General features: G+C 45.6%; 15 protein-coding genes and 1 pseudogene. 12 read left to right on the top strand and 4 right to left on the bottom strand.

The features are described 5' to 3' along the window. The first annotated feature begins 63 nt into the window (after nt 1-63). The 5 genes from ABWW54_RS00400 (at nt 64) to ABWW54_RS00380 (ending at nt 6,021) form a co-directional block, all read left to right on the top strand. Nucleotides 64-987 (top strand): branched-chain amino acid transaminase, encoded by a 924-nt coding sequence (locus ABWW54_RS00400; protein ID WP_353408948.1) that lies wholly within the window; start codon nt 64-66, stop codon nt 985-987. 56 nt (nt 988-1,043) lie between these two features. Further along, a complete protein-coding gene (gene waaF, locus ABWW54_RS00395) occupies nt 1,044-2,066 on the top strand; it encodes a lipopolysaccharide heptosyltransferase II (protein WP_353408946.1) in 1,023 nt (340 codons plus the stop codon). Continuing rightward, entirely contained in the window at nt 2,066-3,085 is a 1,020-nt protein-coding gene (gene waaC, locus ABWW54_RS00390) for a lipopolysaccharide heptosyltransferase I (RefSeq protein WP_353408944.1), read from the top strand. The genes waaF and waaC overlap by 1 nt, the downstream gene beginning before the upstream one ends. Before the next feature lie 191 nt (nt 3,086-3,276). Next, nucleotides 3,277-5,310 (top strand): lipopolysaccharide core heptose(I) kinase RfaP, encoded by a 2,034-nt coding sequence (gene rfaP / locus ABWW54_RS00385; RefSeq protein ID WP_353408942.1) that lies wholly within the window; start codon nt 3,277-3,279, stop codon nt 5,308-5,310. A gap of 9 nt (nt 5,311-5,319) precedes the next feature. After that, the gene (locus ABWW54_RS00380) at nt 5,320-6,021 is read left to right on the top strand and encodes a lipopolysaccharide kinase InaA family protein (RefSeq protein WP_353408940.1); all 702 of its coding nucleotides are present in this window, start codon (nt 5,320-5,322) and stop codon (nt 6,019-6,021) included. A 31-nt stretch (nt 6,022-6,052) separates the two neighbouring features. On the opposite strand, the gene ABWW54_RS00375 is transcribed toward ABWW54_RS00380, so the two are convergent. Continuing rightward, complete coding sequence (locus ABWW54_RS00375) at nt 6,053-7,219, bottom strand: patatin-like phospholipase family protein (RefSeq protein ID WP_353408938.1); 1,167 nt, start codon at nt 7,217-7,219, stop codon at nt 6,053-6,055. Nucleotides 7,220-7,508: 289 nt separating this feature from the next. Continuing rightward, nucleotides 7,509-8,810: pseudogene (rhlB, locus tag ABWW54_RS00370) on the bottom strand (ATP-dependent RNA helicase RhlB); the annotation flags it as partial. A gap of 255 nt (nt 8,811-9,065) precedes the next feature. Between rhlB and trxA the strand changes: the two are divergent. Both trxA and rho read left to right on the top strand, forming a co-directional pair. Continuing rightward, complete coding sequence (trxA, locus tag ABWW54_RS00365; protein ID WP_353408934.1) at nt 9,066-9,392, top strand: thioredoxin TrxA; 327 nt, start codon at nt 9,066-9,068, stop codon at nt 9,390-9,392. A gap of 443 nt (nt 9,393-9,835) precedes the next feature. Continuing rightward, nucleotides 9,836-11,098 (top strand): transcription termination factor Rho, encoded by a 1,263-nt coding sequence (gene rho, locus ABWW54_RS00360; RefSeq protein WP_353408932.1) that lies wholly within the window; start codon nt 9,836-9,838, stop codon nt 11,096-11,098. Nucleotides 11,099-11,481: 383 nt separating this feature from the next. Here the strand turns inward: rho and ABWW54_RS00355 are convergent, their stop codons facing one another. Both ABWW54_RS00355 and ABWW54_RS00350 read right to left on the bottom strand, forming a co-directional pair. Beyond that, complete coding sequence (locus ABWW54_RS00355) at nt 11,482-13,257, bottom strand: DUF885 domain-containing protein (RefSeq protein WP_353408930.1); 1,776 nt, start codon at nt 13,255-13,257, stop codon at nt 11,482-11,484. A 78-nt stretch (nt 13,258-13,335) separates the two neighbouring features. Continuing rightward, a complete protein-coding gene (locus ABWW54_RS00350; RefSeq protein WP_353408928.1) occupies nt 13,336-13,527 on the bottom strand; it encodes a hypothetical protein in 192 nt (63 codons plus the stop codon). A 217-nt stretch (nt 13,528-13,744) separates the two neighbouring features. Between ABWW54_RS00350 and ABWW54_RS00345 the strand changes: the two genes are divergently transcribed. The 5 genes from ABWW54_RS00345 (at nt 13,745) to ABWW54_RS00325 (ending at nt 17,328) form a co-directional block, all read left to right on the top strand. Continuing rightward, nucleotides 13,745-14,524 (top strand): SGNH/GDSL hydrolase family protein, encoded by a 780-nt coding sequence (locus tag ABWW54_RS00345; RefSeq protein ID WP_353408925.1) that lies wholly within the window; start codon nt 13,745-13,747, stop codon nt 14,522-14,524. Nucleotides 14,525-14,530: 6 nt separating this feature from the next. Beyond that, complete coding sequence (locus tag ABWW54_RS00340) at nt 14,531-15,142, top strand: DUF938 domain-containing protein (RefSeq protein WP_353408923.1); 612 nt, start codon at nt 14,531-14,533, stop codon at nt 15,140-15,142. Then, the gene (locus tag ABWW54_RS00335) at nt 15,135-15,995 is read left to right on the top strand and encodes a rhodanese-like domain-containing protein (RefSeq protein ID WP_353408921.1); all 861 of its coding nucleotides are present in this window, start codon (nt 15,135-15,137) and stop codon (nt 15,993-15,995) included. The genes ABWW54_RS00340 and ABWW54_RS00335 overlap by 8 nt, the downstream gene beginning before the upstream one ends. Before the next feature lie 7 nt (nt 15,996-16,002). Further along, nucleotides 16,003-16,362, top strand: a complete 360-nt coding sequence (locus ABWW54_RS00330; protein WP_353410356.1) for a YigZ family protein — start codon at nt 16,003-16,005, stop codon at nt 16,360-16,362. A 99-nt stretch (nt 16,363-16,461) separates the two neighbouring features. Next, the gene (locus ABWW54_RS00325) at nt 16,462-17,328 is read left to right on the top strand and encodes an ABC transporter ATP-binding protein (protein ID WP_353408919.1); all 867 of its coding nucleotides are present in this window, start codon (nt 16,462-16,464) and stop codon (nt 17,326-17,328) included. The last annotated feature ends 10 nt before the right edge of the window (nt 17,329-17,338 follow it).

The raw sequence follows: 17,338 nt of genomic DNA, 5'->3' as shown, positions 1-17,338 counted from the left end.
CAGGCTTGCCATTCGGTCGGCCTGTTTTGGTTAATTTAGCAATTTAAAGTCGAGGAAAGAGCAATGTCATTTGATGATCGTGATGGTTTCATCTGGATGGATGGAGAGTATGTAGATTGGCGCGATGCGAAGGTGCACGTGTTAACACACACATTACATTACGGTGTTGGTGTCTTTGAGGGAGTCCGGGCTTACGCGACTGACAATGGGCCTGCGATATTTCGCCTTGATCGGCATACCGAGCGTTTGCAGCAATCGGCAAAGATTATGGGTATGAAAATCCCATTCTCCGATGAGCAAATTAACGAAGCTCAGCTAGAAGTGGTGCGCCGCAATAAGTTGAACTCGGCCTATTTGCGTCCCATGGCCTATTATGGCGCCGAAGGTATGGGGTTACACGCCAGTAACTTAAAAGTTCACCTCATGGTTGCCGCTTGGGAATGGGGAACGTATTTGGGTGACGATGCCTTAGAAAAAGGCATTCGTGTTAAGACGTCGTCTTTTAGTCGCCATCACGTGAATAGCACCATGGCCAAGGCAAAGACGAATGGTCACTACACCAATTCCATTCTGGCTACTCAAGAAGCAGCAAATTCTGGTTACGATGAAGCGTTATTGCTTGATACAAATGGTTATGTTGCGGAAGGCGCAGGTGAAAACATATTTGTGATCCGGCGTGGCAAAGTTTATACCCCGGAGCTGACATCGGCACTTGAAGGAATTACTCGTGACACCGTCGTTGAAGTACTCACAAAGGACATGGGGCTGGAAGTCATTGAGAAGCAAATTACGCGTGATGAAGTTTATACCGCCGATGAAGTGTTCTTTACGGGTACGGCCGCCGAAGTAACCCCCATTGCATCATTAGATGATCGTGAAATAGGGAACGCTCAACGAGGCGACATCACAGCCGAGGCACAGTCTCGCTACTTTGACATTGTTAATGGGCGTGATAAGTCACGTGAAAGCTGGTTAACGTACGTTTAAAGTATTCATATACTGGGGGTATCCTTATCTGTCGGATACTCCCATTTTCATAAAAAATGTCGTTAACAGCTAAAAAATACCTCGTTGTTGGGCCGTCATGGGTAGGCGACATGGTGATGGCGCAAAGCTTATTCATTGATATTAAGGAACGCGAGCCCACCGCCCAAATCGATGTGCTTGCACCCGCTTGGACGGCTGCGATGGTAGATCGAATGCCGCAAGTCAGCACCCTGGTCGCCGGCAACTTCAATCATGGCAAACTCAGTTTGGGCGAGCGCTTCTCATTGGGCCGAAGCTTGCGAAAAGAAGCTTATTCTGACGCTATATTATTGCCCAATTCATTGAAGTCGGCGCTTGTTCCAGCGATTGCTAAGATACCAAAACGGACTGGATTTGTCGGTGAACAGCGCTGGGGCTTGGTCAATGATATTAGAAAGTTAGACAAACAAGTGTTGCCAATGACGGTTCAGCGATTTGTGGCGTTAGGATTGCCTAAGTCGTCTGACCCCAGGCCGCTAGACACAATACACGCTCCCAAACTGGTGGTGGACGAGGGCGAGGTTTCCACTGTTCGTGCTAAAAATGAACTCTCCGTTGATTCGCCCATTTTAGCGTTGTGCCCAGGAGCGGAATTTGGCGCATCGAAGCAGTGGCCAACTAGGTACTATGCTGAGGTAGCCAATCATTATTTGTCTCAAGGCTGGCAAGTTTGGTTGTTGGGCTCTGATAATGATGTTCGTGTTTGTAATGAAATTAATTCCCTGACGCAGAAAAAGAGCGTCGTACTGGCTGGGCGCACGACCTTACCCGAGGCGGTTGATTTGATTTCACAAGCTTCGCTGGCTGTGAGTAATGATTCAGGTTTGATGCACATTGCTGCGGCATTACAAGTGCCGTTGGTGGCTGTGTATGGATCTACTGACCCCAACCATACGCCGCCACTAAGCGCTAATCATGCTATCGCTAGGGTTGATTTGGAATGCAGTCCCTGTTTTAAAAGGGAATGTCCGTTACAGCACTTGGATTGCCTTAATACATTAATGCCAAACTCGGTTTTAGCGTTGGCAGAGAGGCTCTAATGCGTGTGTTGGTTGTTAAGTTGACCTCCATGGGAGACGTTTTACATCTCATGCCGGCGTTGTCAGATTTAGCAGAGAAACACCCCGGTGTTATTGTTGATTGGATGGTCGAAGACAGTTTTAGCGAGATTCCTCTCTGGCACCCCTCAGTCAAGCGAGTTGTTAGCGTGGCGACACGACGGTGGCGTGGTTTTAAATTAGCCAATATCAAGGAGTTTCTGTTGTTTTGGCGATACTTAAGGTCAGAACGATACGACGTCGTCATTGACGCACAAGGCTTGATGAAAAGCGCGGTATTTAGCCGTTTTGCTAAGCTTAATAGAGGTGGTCTTCGTATCGGCTTCTCTGGCGACTCAATTAAGGAGTCACCGGCAGCCAAGTTCTATAAAAAAACGGTCGTTGTTGATCGTCAGCAACACGCAATTGATCGTTTGCGCCAATTATTTTCCGGTGGTTTTGATTACGCTCTACCAATAAAAGACCCTAATTATTCTTTGAGTGCTAGAAGGGTAAGTTCTAGAGACTTACCTACCATATTCTTGTTTCATGGAACAACTTGGGCGACCAAGCACATACCGGATTCCGTCTGGAGAGAGCTGGCTGAATTAATAATAGACGATGGTTATAAGGTCGTTCTTTGCTGGGGCAACGACTTAGAACACGATCGTGCGAAGTGGATAGCGAAAGGCTTGAACCATGCACATGTGCTACCAAAATCCAGTCTTACGGATCTTAAGAACGCTTTAAGCAAAGCCAGTGGCGCGATCGCGGTTGATACAGGGTTAGGACATTTAGCTGCCGGGCTGGGCTTGCCGTGTATCTCAATTTACGGTTCAACTAACTCGAAATTGACAGGCGCTCTTGGCAAAAACCAAACGTGGGTGCAAAGCGCGTACCCTTGTTCTCCCTGTATGCTTAAGTCTTGCCCTAAAATAACCAACCAGGTCACTATGCCGCCCTGTTATCAGGAGTTGGACGCCAGTGAAATTTGGCAGTCGCTCTATGAGGTGATTGCTTAATCGCGATAAAGTCCCACACTTAATCCGATTGATATTGGGCTGTTGGCTCCTATCTTGTTGCTAAATTCATTAATAAGGCGTCGCAACAGCGATTTGCGCGTATAATCACGTTAAATCAATGCCTCTTTATCATCATGCACTTCGCCTTCTGTCTATATAAACATTTTCCCTACAGTGGCCTGTCTTTGGACATGCTTAGAATCGCCAATGAGTGTATCCAGCGCGGTCATAAAGCGACTGTATTCACGGGGAGTTGGGAGGGTGATGTTCCCGATGGCCTAGAGGTTATTATTATTAAACATTTTGGCTTAACCAATCATACTCGAGCGCATTCATTTCATCGTAAGTTACGTAAGCAGCTGGACGACCACAGTTTCGATGTGGTGGTTGGGTTTAATAAAATCCCAGAGTTAGATATTTATTACTGTGGTGATTATTGCTACGTAGGTCGTTCGTTCTTGCGTCATTCGTGGTTTTATCGGTTCACACCACGCTTTTTATACTTTTCAAATTTCGAGAGGGGCGTATTCAATGCGTCATCTAAAACCAACATTCTTTCCTTATCCGATAGAGAAAAGCTGATTTATCAGCAGTACTACCTAACCCAAGATTCTCGTTTTCTATGTTTACCTCCAACGCTTGAGAAAGCGCGTTGGGCACATTTGGATAAACTCCCAAACCGTGAGTCTCTGAGAACGTCGTTGGGCATCAAAGAAGATGAAAATCTGGTGTTGCTGATTGGATCCGGCTTTCAAACAAAGGGTTTGGATCGTGCGATTGTTGCGTTAGCCGCATTGCCAACTGAGCTGCTGTTGAAAACAAAGCTCTTTGTCGTGGGGCAGGATAAAATTGATACGTTTCAGCGCATTGCTAAACGCTACGGCGTGTCTGATCAAATTCACTTTTTGGGTGGTCGGAAAGATGTGCCCGCATTGATGAAAGCTGGTGATATGTTATTGCATCCTGCGTACGCTGAAACAACTGGCGGTGTATTGCTAGAGGCGATCGTGTCTGGTTTGCCGGTATTAGCGACGCCGGTTTGCGGTTATGCCCCACACATAAAAACGGCTGAAGCTGGCCACGTGCTGCGCAAGCGTTTTTCCCAAGAAGAACTCAATACCAAGCTGCATGAAATGTTGCTGTCTCAAGAGAAAGAAACTTGGCGTCAGAATGGACTGAGTTATGGCCAGAACCCTGGGCTGTATGTCATGCCACAAAGGGCCGTCGATTTTATAGAGCAAACTTGCGCGCAACGCAGTTTGTACTTAAATCGGACGGACGAAAAGAGTACCGACGAACAGCTCTACATCACCAATGAATTGCGTCAGGCGCTGCGTGGTGAAGACTCTTTCTATCAGATGATGAATATCGGAGGAAAGGTCTATCGAGAGGCGCTTGGCCGTCGCACTTTACGATTCACGCGTGGTGAAAAAGATTACTTTCTTAAAATGCATACAGGTGTTGGTTGGGGCGAAATATTTAAGAACATCATTTATTTGAGGGCTCCTGTCGTAGGAGCTTTAAATGAATGGCATGGCGTTCACCGTCTTAAGGATTTGGAAATCGACACAATGACGGTTTCGGCTTATGGTATTCGTGGTCGAAACCCTGCTACCAAGCACTCATTTATTGTTACCGAAGCGCTGCCAACCGAAACCAGTTTAGAGGACTTTTGCGGTGAATGGAGCAACAACCCTCCTACCACGTTAAAGGAAATTCGTCTAAAGCGTTGGATTTTAAATAAGGTAGTGGAAACAGCCAGAGTGATCCATGAAAATGGCGCTAATCATCGAGATTTCTACTTGTGTCATTTCTTGTTAGATGCTCACTTTGAGGAAGACAATCATGTGTCTCAAGAAAGTAAGTTGTACTTGATTGATCTTCATCGTATTCAAATGCGTCGCAAAACGCCTGAACGATGGGCGGTAAAAGACATAGCAGGGCTGTACTATTCCAGTAAGGAAATTGGCCTTACTCAACGCGACCTATATCGTTTTATGAAACTATACCGCGGAAAGTCATTGCGTGAAATTTTGCGCACTGAAATGCCGTTTTGGCGAAAAGTGGTTAGTCGAGGAAATAAATTATACGAGTCAGAGAAACGAAAGGCCCGTGTTAAAGAGAGTTTGCAGAGGCAGCGCGCGCAAGAACGTCTGCAAGAATCTCTTCCTGATGATGTGGTTAAACCATCGAAGACTTCGATGAGAAACCACTTAGGGAAATAGTCTCTAGTCATGATCTCAACGCATTGGTCGCAACGCCGAGCTAAACACAAACGCAATTGGTTTCGAGCGTTAAGGACCGACACAAAGATACCCAGTTCGTTGCCAGTTAGGGTTGACGAACTTAATAGGCTGTTGAGCGATTCGGCGCCAGAAGATGTGTTGAAAAATGACCGCACAACAACAGTGGCATGTGTAACTCTGGGTGATCGTAAGGTCGTTTTGAAGCGATATAATCCTCGGAATCAATGGCATAAGGTTAAGCGAGCTCTGCGCAAGTCGCGCGCGCGCCGTTGTTGGGACATGAGTTATGTTTTCCAAAAAGCAGGCCTGAATGTCTCTCCGCCTTTATTAATGCTCGAAGATCGGCTTGGTCCATTTCGTCGAAATGCGTTCTTTGTTAATGAAAAACTTCAGGGCAAAGAGCTATTAGATGAGCTGCCGAAGATGAGCGAGCCTGATAGACAAAAGGTGAAGCAGGCTATTACAGAAGCATTCGCAAAAATGAAGCGTGCTAGAATCGTGCACGGAGATATGAAAGCTACTAACCTTTTGTGGGTTAATGACGAGTTGTTTTTCATTGATTTAGATGCGTCTGAGCGACACGGGCCGTGGTCTCTTACGTGGACTGCAAACCACAATAAAGATAAAAAGCGGTTTGTCAGAAATTGGGAAGACACACCCGAAGTCGCTGCTCTATTTAGCAACCTCTAAGTAAGCACAGATTTGATTTAGGCTACCTGTATTATTTTTCTTTATTGCGGTCAGATTCGTACCCTAAAAACTCAGACAGGGTGTCTTTTTGACGCATTGCATCATTATAGCCTAGAGTCATTAGCTGCTGACAAAAGGCGGAATCAAACATTAAGTAACTTACTAGTCTTCGGCTATTACTTTTACCCATGCCGAGGAACTTTAGCGCAGTTCGGAAACTTCTAGGAAGGTTGTCATAGTGTGCTTGTGCAATGTCAGCGATATCTTCCGACGGCGTGACCACTTGGTATTCCACCGTTTTTAATTGAGCTGGATTATCTTCGGGGTGATTTTCCAATACATGATTGGTGCGGTCCATCCGTTCTATGTCCGACTGCAGGCTATTTAGAAACAGAGTATCGAGTATGTAGCCGAATATTTGGCCTAAACTTGGGCGCTCTTGAGGAGGCTCTGGCGTTTCATCACCTTCCTTTATTCGTAGTCCGATGATCAAAACCTTTCTCGCACCAAGATGAAGAGCGGGACTAATTGGAGCGCTTTGTCGCATGGAACCATCGCCATAGTGTTCCTTACCTAGTCGTACAGAAGGAAAAATAACTGGGATTGCCGAGGAAGCCATGAGGTGGTCAATGTTGAGTTTTTCGCGGATTCCCTCGCGTCGGTTGCGCTTCCAATTCTCGATTTCGTCGCAGCCATCGAAAAAGCTTTTTGATTCACCAGAAGTGTAGCTACAGGCGGTGATGCAGTACCCATGCAGGTGACCATTTTCAATCGCCTTGTCGATGCGATTGAAGTCGACGTACTGTGTTAGCAATTTGCGAAGAGGGCTGTTGTCGAGTAAAGAGCTGGGGCCATTCCTCCAGTTGCCAGGGCCGAGGTTGCACCATGCCCAATGTGTAATCCGCTTTGCCAAATTCTTGGCGTCCGCAAAAAAAACATGGTTTAGCTCAAATTGTGACCAAACTTGGCTTATGCGTTCGACGCCAGCATGGAAGTCGCTGGCATTTGAGGCCAATGCGACTGTGTTTATTGAACCCGCTGAGGTTCCGCAAATGATCGGAAACGGATTGTCGCACTCCTTAGGAAGCAGTTCCGACAAAGCTCTTAACACACCTACTTGATAGGCCGCACGAGCACCGCCGCCGCCTAACAGCAAAGCTGTTCTGCTATTTGGGTTTTGCGGTGTTGTGGCAGTCATGTTGTTAACGCTAGGTCGGTTACTGAAATTGCCTGTCTAGGAGAGGCTCGGCTACATTAAATCTTATGGTTGAAGAGATCTAGCCTATAGCTGGAACCTCAATATCTCGACGCCCACGAAGTGGAATACGTCGCTTTTGTTGCGGCTCATTTTTGCGTTTCTCGAGCGCGACCAGCTTATCAGCTTCTCTTTGCTCAGGAGTCTTAGCTGATCCTTGTTTCTGGTTACGATTCTTGCGAGGCAGACGGTTAGGATTGCCTTTTTCTCGACGCTCTTGCGGGCGATCACTTGCGCTTTTATCGCTTGACGGTTTGCCGCCTCTTCGCTCGCCGCGAGTATCTTTGCGAGCGCCTTTTTTATCTCGACTGTTATCGCGTTTCCTGTTGGACCGCAGTTGGCTTAAATCGGGCTTCTCAGGATCCTTGAATAGTAAGTCGCCAATTTCTCTCTCTACTGGAATGCTGTGCTCAATGAACTCTTCGATGTCCATGATGTTCATGGCGTAGGTTTCGCAAATTAGGCTGATTGCCGTGCCGCTAGCGCCGGCTCGACCGGTACGGCCTATACGGTGTACGTAATCTTCAGCGTCAGTTGGTAAATCGAAGTTAACAACAAAATTGACGTTTGGGATGTGTAAGCCGCGAGCGGCAACATCGGTTGCAATTAATACGTTTACGTTGCCGTCTTTAAACTGTTGAAGTAACTTCTCTCGTTTCTTTTGGGGAACGTCTCCTGACAGGAGGGCGCATTTGAATTTATTGGCGTTCAACCACGCTTCGATTTTTTCGGCGATATGTTTTGTGTTTATAAACACAACGCATCGTTGATCATTCGCTTTCTTCAGGATACCCATCAAAAGAGGAATTTTCTCCTCGTTGGATGGCATATACGCAATTTCCTCTACTCTGTCAGCAGTAACTTCTGCTTCAATTTTAACCACCTCAGGCTCGCTCATATGTTCGTAGGCGAGCTCAGCGACACGATGAGATAAGGTGGCAGAGAAAAGTAAATTGAGCCGTTCGCTTGGCTCAGGCATGGCTCGAAATAAGTAGCGGATATCCGCTATGAATCCAAGGTCGAACATGCGGTCTGCTTCGTCGAGAATGATGACTTCCAGCGCATCCAAGGAAAAGACACCTTGCTTGAAGTAGTCGATAATTCTTCCCGGTGTGCCAACCAGAATATCAACGCCCTTTTCGATTACCTGACGTTGCTTGTCGTAATCTGTGCCACCGTAAGCCAGGCCCATTTTGATATCAGTGTGTTTGATTAAGGGAATGCCGTCTTCGTGTATTTGTATGGCTAGCTCACGTGTCGGTGCAACAATCAGAGCTCTCACTGGGTTTTTCTTTTTGCTCTCTTTTGGTTCATTGTTTAAAAGTTGGTTCAAACACGCGATTAAGAACGCGGCTGTTTTGCCGGTGCCTGTTTGTGCTTGCCCACTGACATCTTTGCCCTTGAGCGCAACGGGTAGCGCCATTGCTTGGATCGGAGTGCAATACTCGAATCCGGTTTCATCGATGCCTTTGAGTACGTCGGCATGTATGTCCAGGTCTGTGAACTTGGTGTCGCTTAGGTGTGTTTCTGTCATGGAATGTATATCGACTCGTTGGTCGAGACGTATTTTTTTAACGTTGGCTCTGGGCACTAAAACCTGTTGCGCAGTCGGGGCTTAAACCAATAGATTTATCGTGTTACTCAACAACTGTCTTCTTAGAGTAACTCTTCGTAAAACCTAAACTAAAATTCAAAGTAGAGGTCATTACAGAATGCTAATTTTTATACTTGCAATATGCAAAATAATCCGCACACTATACCCTAATTTAGAACTCAAAAGGCGAATACTATGTCTCAAAATACTGTTGAAATTACCGACGCTAGCTTTGAAACCGATGTGCTTGGCGCGGAAAAGCCAGTGCTTGTTGATTATTGGGCTGAATGGTGCGGTCCTTGCAAGATGCTAGCTCCTATATTGGACGAGGTTGGCGCTGAATATGGCGACAAATTGACCATCGCGAAGCTCGATATTGACTCAAATCCTAATACACCACCAAAATACAGTGTTCGAGGGATTCCCACTTTGATGTTATTCAAAGATGGAAACGTGGCTGCTCAAAAAGTAGGTGCCATGTCAAAATCTCAATTGATGGCTTTCATAGACGAAAACATTTAGCTTTAACTGTCGGGGTCTGCCTTAACTCCGACCATCTGCAAGCCCTTGCTTTGAGTTGATAGTAGCAAGGGTTTATAACTGAGCACTTCGATTTATGGCTTAGCTTCAAAAGCTAGACAGCTTTTAAACGACGTGGTAATGTGTCTGTAGATTCGCAGTCGTCGAATCAATTTCTCAAAAATTACAAGTCTGGTGCAATCGTTGATTGCCGCTCAGAATTTGGAAAAAACTTTGCTCCCTTTCTTGGCCGCACGTCGGCTTGATCAGTATCGAGTTTGTAGCTCAAAAGCACCTTTGCTTTTAATCATGAGTTCGATTCTTGGTAAAGAGAGTTAAGAACCTTAAACCACGAAATTCCCTTAATATTAATCAATCTATAAAAATGCATCTATGCTCACGGCTAATTTCTAGCAATGTGAATGGATGTATAAAAAATAATAATCATGCCAGCATCGTTAACTGACCTTAAAAAGAAGTCGCCGACCGAATTAACTGCAATAGGTCGCTCAATGGATCTCGACGGCCTAGGCCGTATGCGTAAACAGGATCAAATATTCACGATTCTTAAATCAATGGCCAAGAAGGGCGAAGATATAGAAGGTGAAGGCGTCGTCGAAATCTTGCAAGATGGCTTTGGCTTCCTGCGTTCAGCGGACAGCTCTTATTTAGCAGGCCCGGATGATATCTACGTCAGTCCGAGCCAGATACGGCGTTTTAATTTACGCACAGGAGACACGGTCGCTGGTTTGATACGCCCGCCGAAAGATTCCGAGCGCTATTTTGCACTACTTAAAGTATCGACGATCAACGGGTCAACTCCAGAAGAAGCCAGAAATAAAATATTGTTCGAAAACCTGACTCCATTGCACCCTAACAAGAGCATGAAGCTTGAGCAGGAAAATGGTACTTCCGAGGACTTAACAGGGCGGGTAATCGATTTGATTGCGCCGCTTGGTAAGGGGCAAAGAGGGTTGATTGTGTCGTCTCCTAAAAGTGGGAAAACGGTGATGTTGCAGCAAATCGCACAAGCAATTACTACTAACAATCCTGATGTAGAGTTGATGGTGTTATTGATTGACGAACGCCCTGAAGAGGTGACCGAAATGCAACGTTCTGTGAGAGGTGAAGTTATTTCCTCTACGTTTGACGAACCGGCCGCACGACATGTGCAAGTAGCCGAAATGGTTATAGAAAAGGCGAAAAGGTTGGTAGAGCATAAGAAAGACGTGGTGATTTTGCTGGACTCCATCACACGGCTGGCTCGTGCATACAACACCGTCGCGCCAGCGTCGGGTAAAGTACTGACTGGTGGTGTGGACGCAAATGCTTTGCAGCGCCCAAAGCGATTCTTTGGAGCTGCTAGGAACATAGAAGAGGGTGGCAGTTTAACTATCTTAGCCACAGCATTGATCGAAACCGGCTCTAAGATGGATGAAGTTATCTATGAGGAGTTCAAAGGCACGGGCAATATGGAAGTTCATCTTGAGCGCAAAATTGCTGAAAAACGTGTTTACCCATCAATTGTGGTTAACAAGTCTTCAACTCGACGTGAGGAGTTGTTAATCGATCCAGAAGAGCTGCAGAAAATTTGGATTTTGCGAAAGCTCTTGCACCCAATGAATGAGGTTGAGGCCATTGAGTTTTTGCTTGATAAACTCAAAGCAACTAAGGCAAATTCAGAGTTTTTTGGTTCAATGAAACGCTAACCAGTTATCTCTTACCGATTTGTAAAAAGCCGTGCTAAACGCACGGCTTTTTTTATTTTCGCCGAAATTTTCGCAAGCGATTAAGTGTGCGTTTATGTTCTATCATCATCTTCGGAAGAACAAAATATCGTACTACCGCAAGAAGAACTAACAGTAAGCCTGTAGGTAATAAACTCCTCATCTGAATGGATAAAGCCACTGAGCCTAATAACATGACGTATTCTAATCCGATAACCAATGAGCGGCGGCTTTTAGGAATTGTGAATGACGAACCACATTCAGTGCAATTTATTCGTTCATCGTGGATCATGAAGATCACTCCAAGAGCGCTTAAGCTTGCTTGATTGCAACTCGGGCATTGCCGCATGATCGTTTGCACGACGTTATGACTTGGTTGCTAACCACTGTTCAAAGACATCTTCCAAAACTGATAGAGGCAGTGCGCCGTTCTCAAGTATCTTGTCGTGAAATTCACGGACGTCAAAGTTATTACCTAAAGTCTTCTCCGCTCGTGCTCGCAATTCTCTAATCTTTAGTTCCCCTGTTTTGTAAGCCAGAGCCTGACCTGGCCAGGTGATATAACGGTCAACTTCGGACACAACATTGTTCATTGAAAGCCCGGAATTTTCCGCCATGTAATCGATCGCTTGTTGGCGAGTCCAGCCTTTGCTGTGTAATCCCGTGTCTACAACGAGTCTGCATGCGCGCCACATTTCATAGGAGAGCCTGCCAAAGTTTGTATAGGGTGTTTGATAAAACCCCACCTCTAAACCGAGGCGTTCGCTGTATAGACCCCAACCTTCGACGAATACCGTCTGCCCACCGTATTTTCTAAAATTTGGAAGGTCCAATTCTTGCGATAAGGCAATTTGTAAGTGATGGCCAGGTACAGCCTCATGAAGAGATAAAGCCTCTAATTGGTATATGGGTCTTGTATCTAATAGCGTGGTGTTGACGAAATAGAACCCGGCCCTAGAGCCATCACCTGCGGGTCGCTGGTAGTAGGCTGTGGTGGTTTTTTCAGCAATATCCAGTGGTATCTCTTTGAGGCCATAAGGCATTCTTGGTAATTTACCAAACAGTTTTGGCAGCTCGCCATCCATTTTCTTAGAAATGGTCGCCGCTATTTGCATTCGCTCTTCGCCACTTTTTGGGTAAAACTCTGGATTTGTCTTTAAGTATTCTAACCAAGCTTTGAAGTCACCTTTAAAACCAGATTGAACAATCACCTCATCCATTTCTTTTCGAATGCGAGCAACTTCACTTAATCCAACCTTATGAACATCATCTGCACTCTGTTCAGTGGTAGTGAAAAACTTTACTCTGTGTTCATAGTAGTCTGCTCCGCCAGGCAAGCTGCTTGTATCCACCTTGCTATTGCAATTAGGCTTATAAGACTCTAGGTAAAAACGATGAAATTTTCTCAGTGCTGGAATGACGGATTGTTCTACTTGCGTTTTTGCTGTTTCACGTAAGGTTGCAAAGTCAGACTCCGATATAACGGTTGGTTTACTGGCAAAAGGCTGCATAAAGCGGCTCTCATTCACGTCATCGACTAGGTGCGTTTCGATAGACTTTTCATATCCGAGCATGGGTTCGCAGGGCTGTACCCAACCGGCATTCAAACCCTGTCGTACCCTTGTTGTTGCCTTTTCTAAGTACTCAGGCATCTTAGAAAGTCGATTGACGTAGCTTAGAAAATCGCTTTTGGTGAAAAAGGGCAGTCTGCCGACCATCGAGGTTAGAGTAAGGTGAGGACCGCCCCGATTGGTAATGATCATGTAGCGGCCACCATGCTTGGATGCCTCAACTTGGTTTTGTAGGTCAAGGGTGAGTAAATCATGATTCAGCTGGTTTTCAGCCGAGAGCCGCGACGTGTCTATGTTATTGAGTCTTGTTAAAAACTCTTTAGCCTTTTGTGTCGAGGCATTGTAGGCCGCCAATGATGGGTCGGGCAACAGAGAATCAAAATTTCGCACGCCAAGGCTGGTAGCAAAGGTGGGGTTTTCAGATAGGAGAGAGTTCCAATGATCCTCTAGAATTTGGTTAAATTTTTGTTCGGCTGATGTAGTTTCATTGGCCAATAATGTGGTCGAGCAAAGAGCGGTAACTAAAAGAACCAGCTTGATCGACAGGGGTAAAAAATTTAGGCGTTTCATGGGCAATTCAGCCCATGGGTTTACACGGGCGATTTAATCAATAATCATCCGAGTCTACCACTACCGCCCGTACTATTTCTATGCTGCGTAGCCTGGCTTGTTACTCAAAATAACGCTCGGCAGCTTACTTACCACATGCATTACGTCTTCTACGCTTTGTTCAGTGTCGGATTTGGTGCCATACAAATTAACCTGAGAAACTTCCACAGTAACACCATTAGGTAGTACACAAATCATTGTGCCGGCTTCTGGGTTGCTTAAAATTTTCATGTCGACTCCGTGTCGTGTAAGGTTAGTTTTAACTTCAATAATGATAGTTTAGGGTTTGAATCGGTTTAATGCCTCACCCAAACGGATGAATTTGATGGAGATCTGAGGACTGCCTTTGATATGATGGCCGGCTAGGTAACGCGTCGTCTCTTGTGACGATTCGCTATTTTATATTTGATGAAGAAAACGTAATTCAGCTAAGGTGTGGCTTAGATTTATGAAGACAAAATATGCAATGCAAAAACTATTGATATTGATTGGAATGGCGTTAGTGAGCACATCGCTAAATGCTCAGAGCTTTGGGGATATCCTTACTATTGGTGACAGTTTGACGGCTGGATTAGCGGGAAACAGTGGGGGAACGATAACGTGTGCTGCTCTTGGTGGTCGTGTTATCGCTGCGGATCAACAGAGAACTTGTCGAGGTGATGGTAGAGAAGGAGTAGGAGGTTGGCAGCCTAGGTTGAAGGCTTTGGCTAACGCCAGCGTATATAACTACGGCAGTTCCAGTGAAACTACGGGAGAAATGGTGGCTAGACTGCCGGCACACCTAGGTGCTCGAAGTGGAGAATTTGTGCTTATATTGGGCGGCACGAATGACATGATTCGAGGGGTATCGGTGGCGCAAGCCATTGCAAATTTATCCAACATGATCCAGCGTAGTATTGATGCCGGTAGAGTACCAATCATTGCCACCGCACCGCCGTTGATAGGTGGCCGATTTAATTCCAGTAATTCCAGAATTCTTCAGCTGAACGCTGAGATTCGTCAGTTGCCGGAGCGCTTCGAAAGTTTACAAGTTGCCGAGATCTATAATCAAGTTGTTGGCAGTTGGGGCTCGTTGAATTCGGGAGACACTATTCATTTCGGTTCTAGTGGAAACGTCATTGTGGCGGATATCTGGTTTGCGGCCATGGAAAAATCCAGACAAGCTCCTGAGCGCGATTCTTTAATTCTGGCGCCAATTCTACAATTGTTGCTCGACGATGCGAGCTAGCTCTTTATGACCATCGAAATTCCATATTCAGAGGCTTGCGAGAGAAATAAAGACCCAATATTGACGGTGATATCTGACTATCTAGATCGATCTAAATGCGTGTTGGAGATTGGCACTGGCACAGGTCAACACGCCATATATTTTTCCCAGGTTAAGCCTCATTTACGCTGGCAAACCAGCGATCAATCGCATTACTTGTCTGGGATTGAGGCACAGTTGGAGGTGGCTCGAGTCGGTAATGTAAAGGGTCCAGTGCTCTTGGATGTTAAGCAGGAGTGCTGGTTCAAGCATGAGCAACGGTTCGATCTGATATACACGGCAAATACGTTTCACATCATGGCGGACGACGAAGTTGAAGCTTTTTTTGAGCGTTTGAATACGGTTATGAACAAGACGTGCTTTTTGGTGGTTTACGGTCCCTTTAAATATGAGGGAATGTTTACCAGCGAAAGTAATGCCGCATTTGATCTTAGGTTACGAGATCGGGGTGTCGGAAGTGCGATAAGAGATTTTGAGTGGGTGAATCAATTGGCTGTCGATTCGGGCTTAACTCTGATTCGAGATGTGAAAATGCCAGCGAATAATCAGTGTTTGATTTGGGGCGTAGGCCATGACTAGTTCAAATTTGATCTCGGCAGATGAATTGTCTCGCGTTATTGATCAGCCAGGGTTAAGGGTTCTTGATTGCTCTTGGTACTTGCCTAATCAATCAAGAGATGCTTTTGAAGAATTTAAAAATAGACGAGTAAAAGGCGCCGCTTTTTTTGATATTGACCTAGTTAGTGACAGAGATTCTGAATTACCTCATATGCTGCCATCGGCTGAAAATTTTGCTGCGGCATTGTCGGATATGAGCATCTCGAATAGCTCCAACGTCGTGGTGTATGATTCCGCAGGTTTGTTTTCGGCGGCGAGGGTATGGTGGATGTTCAAAGTGTTTGGTCATGACAATGTGACCATACTCAATGGCGGTCTACCTGCATGGCTGAAGTCCGGAGGAGTGACCGATTCGGGACGAATTGAACCTCTACAGACGTTAGAAAATCAATATAAAGCCAAACTGAATGAAACCTTTTTGACCACTCATGACGTCTTAAAGAAGAATTGTGAGACCGGCGAGTATTTGGTGTTGGATGCACGATCGAAGAAAAGATTTAATGGCGAAGCGCCTGAGCCTCGTCCGGGTTTGGTTTCTGGGCATATGCCACAGTCAAGATCATTGCCCTACGATTTATTGATTGAAGATGGAATGCTCAAGTCGGTTGATGGACTTTGGTCCGTCTTCAGAGAATACGGGCTCGGCAGCCCTGAAGCTTCAGATTCGATTGTAACAAGTTGTGGGTCGGGGATTACGGCAGCGTTGATTACTCTGGCTCTGTCAGAAGTCGGTCTTGGGATGCATAAGCTGTATGACGGTGCTTGGGCTGAATGGGCCTCTTTGGAAGATACGGTAATATTAACCAGTGTCTAAAGTGTCTATCGATCAACTCGAGCATGTGTTAACCGATCGAGGCTCTAAGTACGCGGTTTCTGGGGCGTCGGCCCACAGCAAAGCAGATGCATTGGCTGTGGTGAAGACGCTTTGTAATAAAAAGAAGTATGCCAAAGCGACTCACAATACCTGGGCATTGATTCTGTCAGATGGCGCTCAGATAAAGAATGATGATGGTGAAAGTGGTGCCGGATTGATCGTATTGCGTATGTTAGAAGAAAAGCAACTCTTCGATCACGTGGTTATTGTGACCCGTTGGTATGGAGGGGTGCATTTGGGTGGTGACCGTTTTCGTCACGTAAAGCGCTGCGTACAAGCTTATTTTCAGAGCTTTGTTGAAGTCTAAAATAGGTAAAAGTCTGTGAATAAACGGTGGCAGATATTGAGAAACAAGAATGCGAGCCTCATTAATAGGTTCATAACGGCAATCAGGAGAGAATGTTAGATGCAGGAATTAGCACAAAATGGCTCAGCATTTGTCAATGTTGATAATGTGAGTAAGCGCTTTGGTTCTACTGTTGCTTTGGATAGCGTAAGTTTTAGCATCGATGCTGGAGAGATAGTGGGTCTCATCGGGCCAAACGGGGCGGGTAAATCAACTCTTTTAAAAGCGATGATGGGGTTGTTAAAATTTTCCGGTGATTTGTCTGTGTTTGGGCAAAATCCGATGTCTAATCGTGCGGATCTGTTAACGAAGATGAGTTACATCGCCGATGTGGCGTCATTGCCCGGCTGGATGACCGTGAGGGAACTGCTTAACTTCGTGTCGGACACTCATCCAAAGTTTGAGCTAAAGCGAGCTATCGAGCTGCTAAAAGACACGCCGATAAAAATGAATTCGCTAATCGAATCGTTGTCAAAAGGGATGAAAACACGGTTGCATTTATCCGTTATTTTGGCGGTAAATACCGACTTTTTGGTTCTTGACGAGCCAACCCTCGGGCTGGATGTTCTCGTTCGCCGAGATTTTCAAGATCGATTGGTGGAAGACTATTTTAATCAGCAGAGAAGTATTTTGATAACCACTCACCAAATTGATGAAATAGAGAGCATATTGACGCGAGTTCTGTTTATCAGTGACGGCAGAATTACACTGGATATCAATAAATCGGATTTAAAGACCAAGTATTGTAAGTTGCTGACTCAAGGAAACGTGGTGTTTAGCGATCCTGATACGCAACCTATATATCAACGGCAATTACCTGAACATACTGAGCTAATCTTTGAGGGTGTCGATCGCGAAAAGTTGGCCGAATACGGAGAAGTTGTAACGCCTTCGTTAGAAGATTTGTTTGTCGCTACCAACTCCTGAGGGACTTAAT

It is taken from the genome of Arenicella sp. 4NH20-0111 (genome assembly GCF_040366405.1).
Lineage (GTDB): Bacteria > Pseudomonadota > Gammaproteobacteria > Arenicellales > Arenicellaceae > Arenicella.
The sequence above is the reverse complement of the archived record's forward strand: the minus strand, read 5'-3'. Positions and strand labels throughout refer to the sequence as shown.

Excerpts from the sequence above, each read along its gene's own strand:
- ABWW54_RS00400 (WP_353408948.1), top strand. The coding sequence starts at position 64 with ATGTCATTTGATGATCGTGATGGTTTCATCTGGATGGATGGAGAGTAT.
- waaF (WP_353408946.1), top strand. The coding sequence starts at position 1,044 with ATGTCGTTAACAGCTAAAAAATACCTCGTTGTTGGGCCGTCATGGGTA.
- waaC (WP_353408944.1), top strand. The coding sequence starts at position 2,066 with ATGCGTGTGTTGGTTGTTAAGTTGACCTCCATGGGAGACGTTTTACAT.
- rfaP (WP_353408942.1), top strand. The coding sequence starts at position 3,277 with ATGCTTAGAATCGCCAATGAGTGTATCCAGCGCGGTCATAAAGCGACT.
- ABWW54_RS00380 (WP_353408940.1), top strand. The coding sequence starts at position 5,320 with ATGATCTCAACGCATTGGTCGCAACGCCGAGCTAAACACAAACGCAAT.
- ABWW54_RS00375 (WP_353408938.1), bottom strand. The coding sequence starts at position 7,219 with ATGACTGCCACAACACCGCAAAACCCAAATAGCAGAACAGCTTTGCTG.
- trxA (WP_353408934.1), top strand. The coding sequence starts at position 9,066 with ATGTCTCAAAATACTGTTGAAATTACCGACGCTAGCTTTGAAACCGAT.
- rho (WP_353408932.1), top strand. The coding sequence starts at position 9,836 with ATGCCAGCATCGTTAACTGACCTTAAAAAGAAGTCGCCGACCGAATTA.
- ABWW54_RS00355 (WP_353408930.1), bottom strand. The coding sequence starts at position 13,257 with ATGAAACGCCTAAATTTTTTACCCCTGTCGATCAAGCTGGTTCTTTTA.
- ABWW54_RS00350 (WP_353408928.1), bottom strand. The coding sequence starts at position 13,527 with ATGAAAATTTTAAGCAACCCAGAAGCCGGCACAATGATTTGTGTACTA.
- ABWW54_RS00345 (WP_353408925.1), top strand. The coding sequence starts at position 13,745 with ATGAAGACAAAATATGCAATGCAAAAACTATTGATATTGATTGGAATG.
- ABWW54_RS00340 (WP_353408923.1), top strand. The coding sequence starts at position 14,531 with ATGACCATCGAAATTCCATATTCAGAGGCTTGCGAGAGAAATAAAGAC.
- ABWW54_RS00335 (WP_353408921.1), top strand. The coding sequence starts at position 15,135 with ATGACTAGTTCAAATTTGATCTCGGCAGATGAATTGTCTCGCGTTATT.
- ABWW54_RS00325 (WP_353408919.1), top strand. The coding sequence starts at position 16,462 with ATGCAGGAATTAGCACAAAATGGCTCAGCATTTGTCAATGTTGATAAT.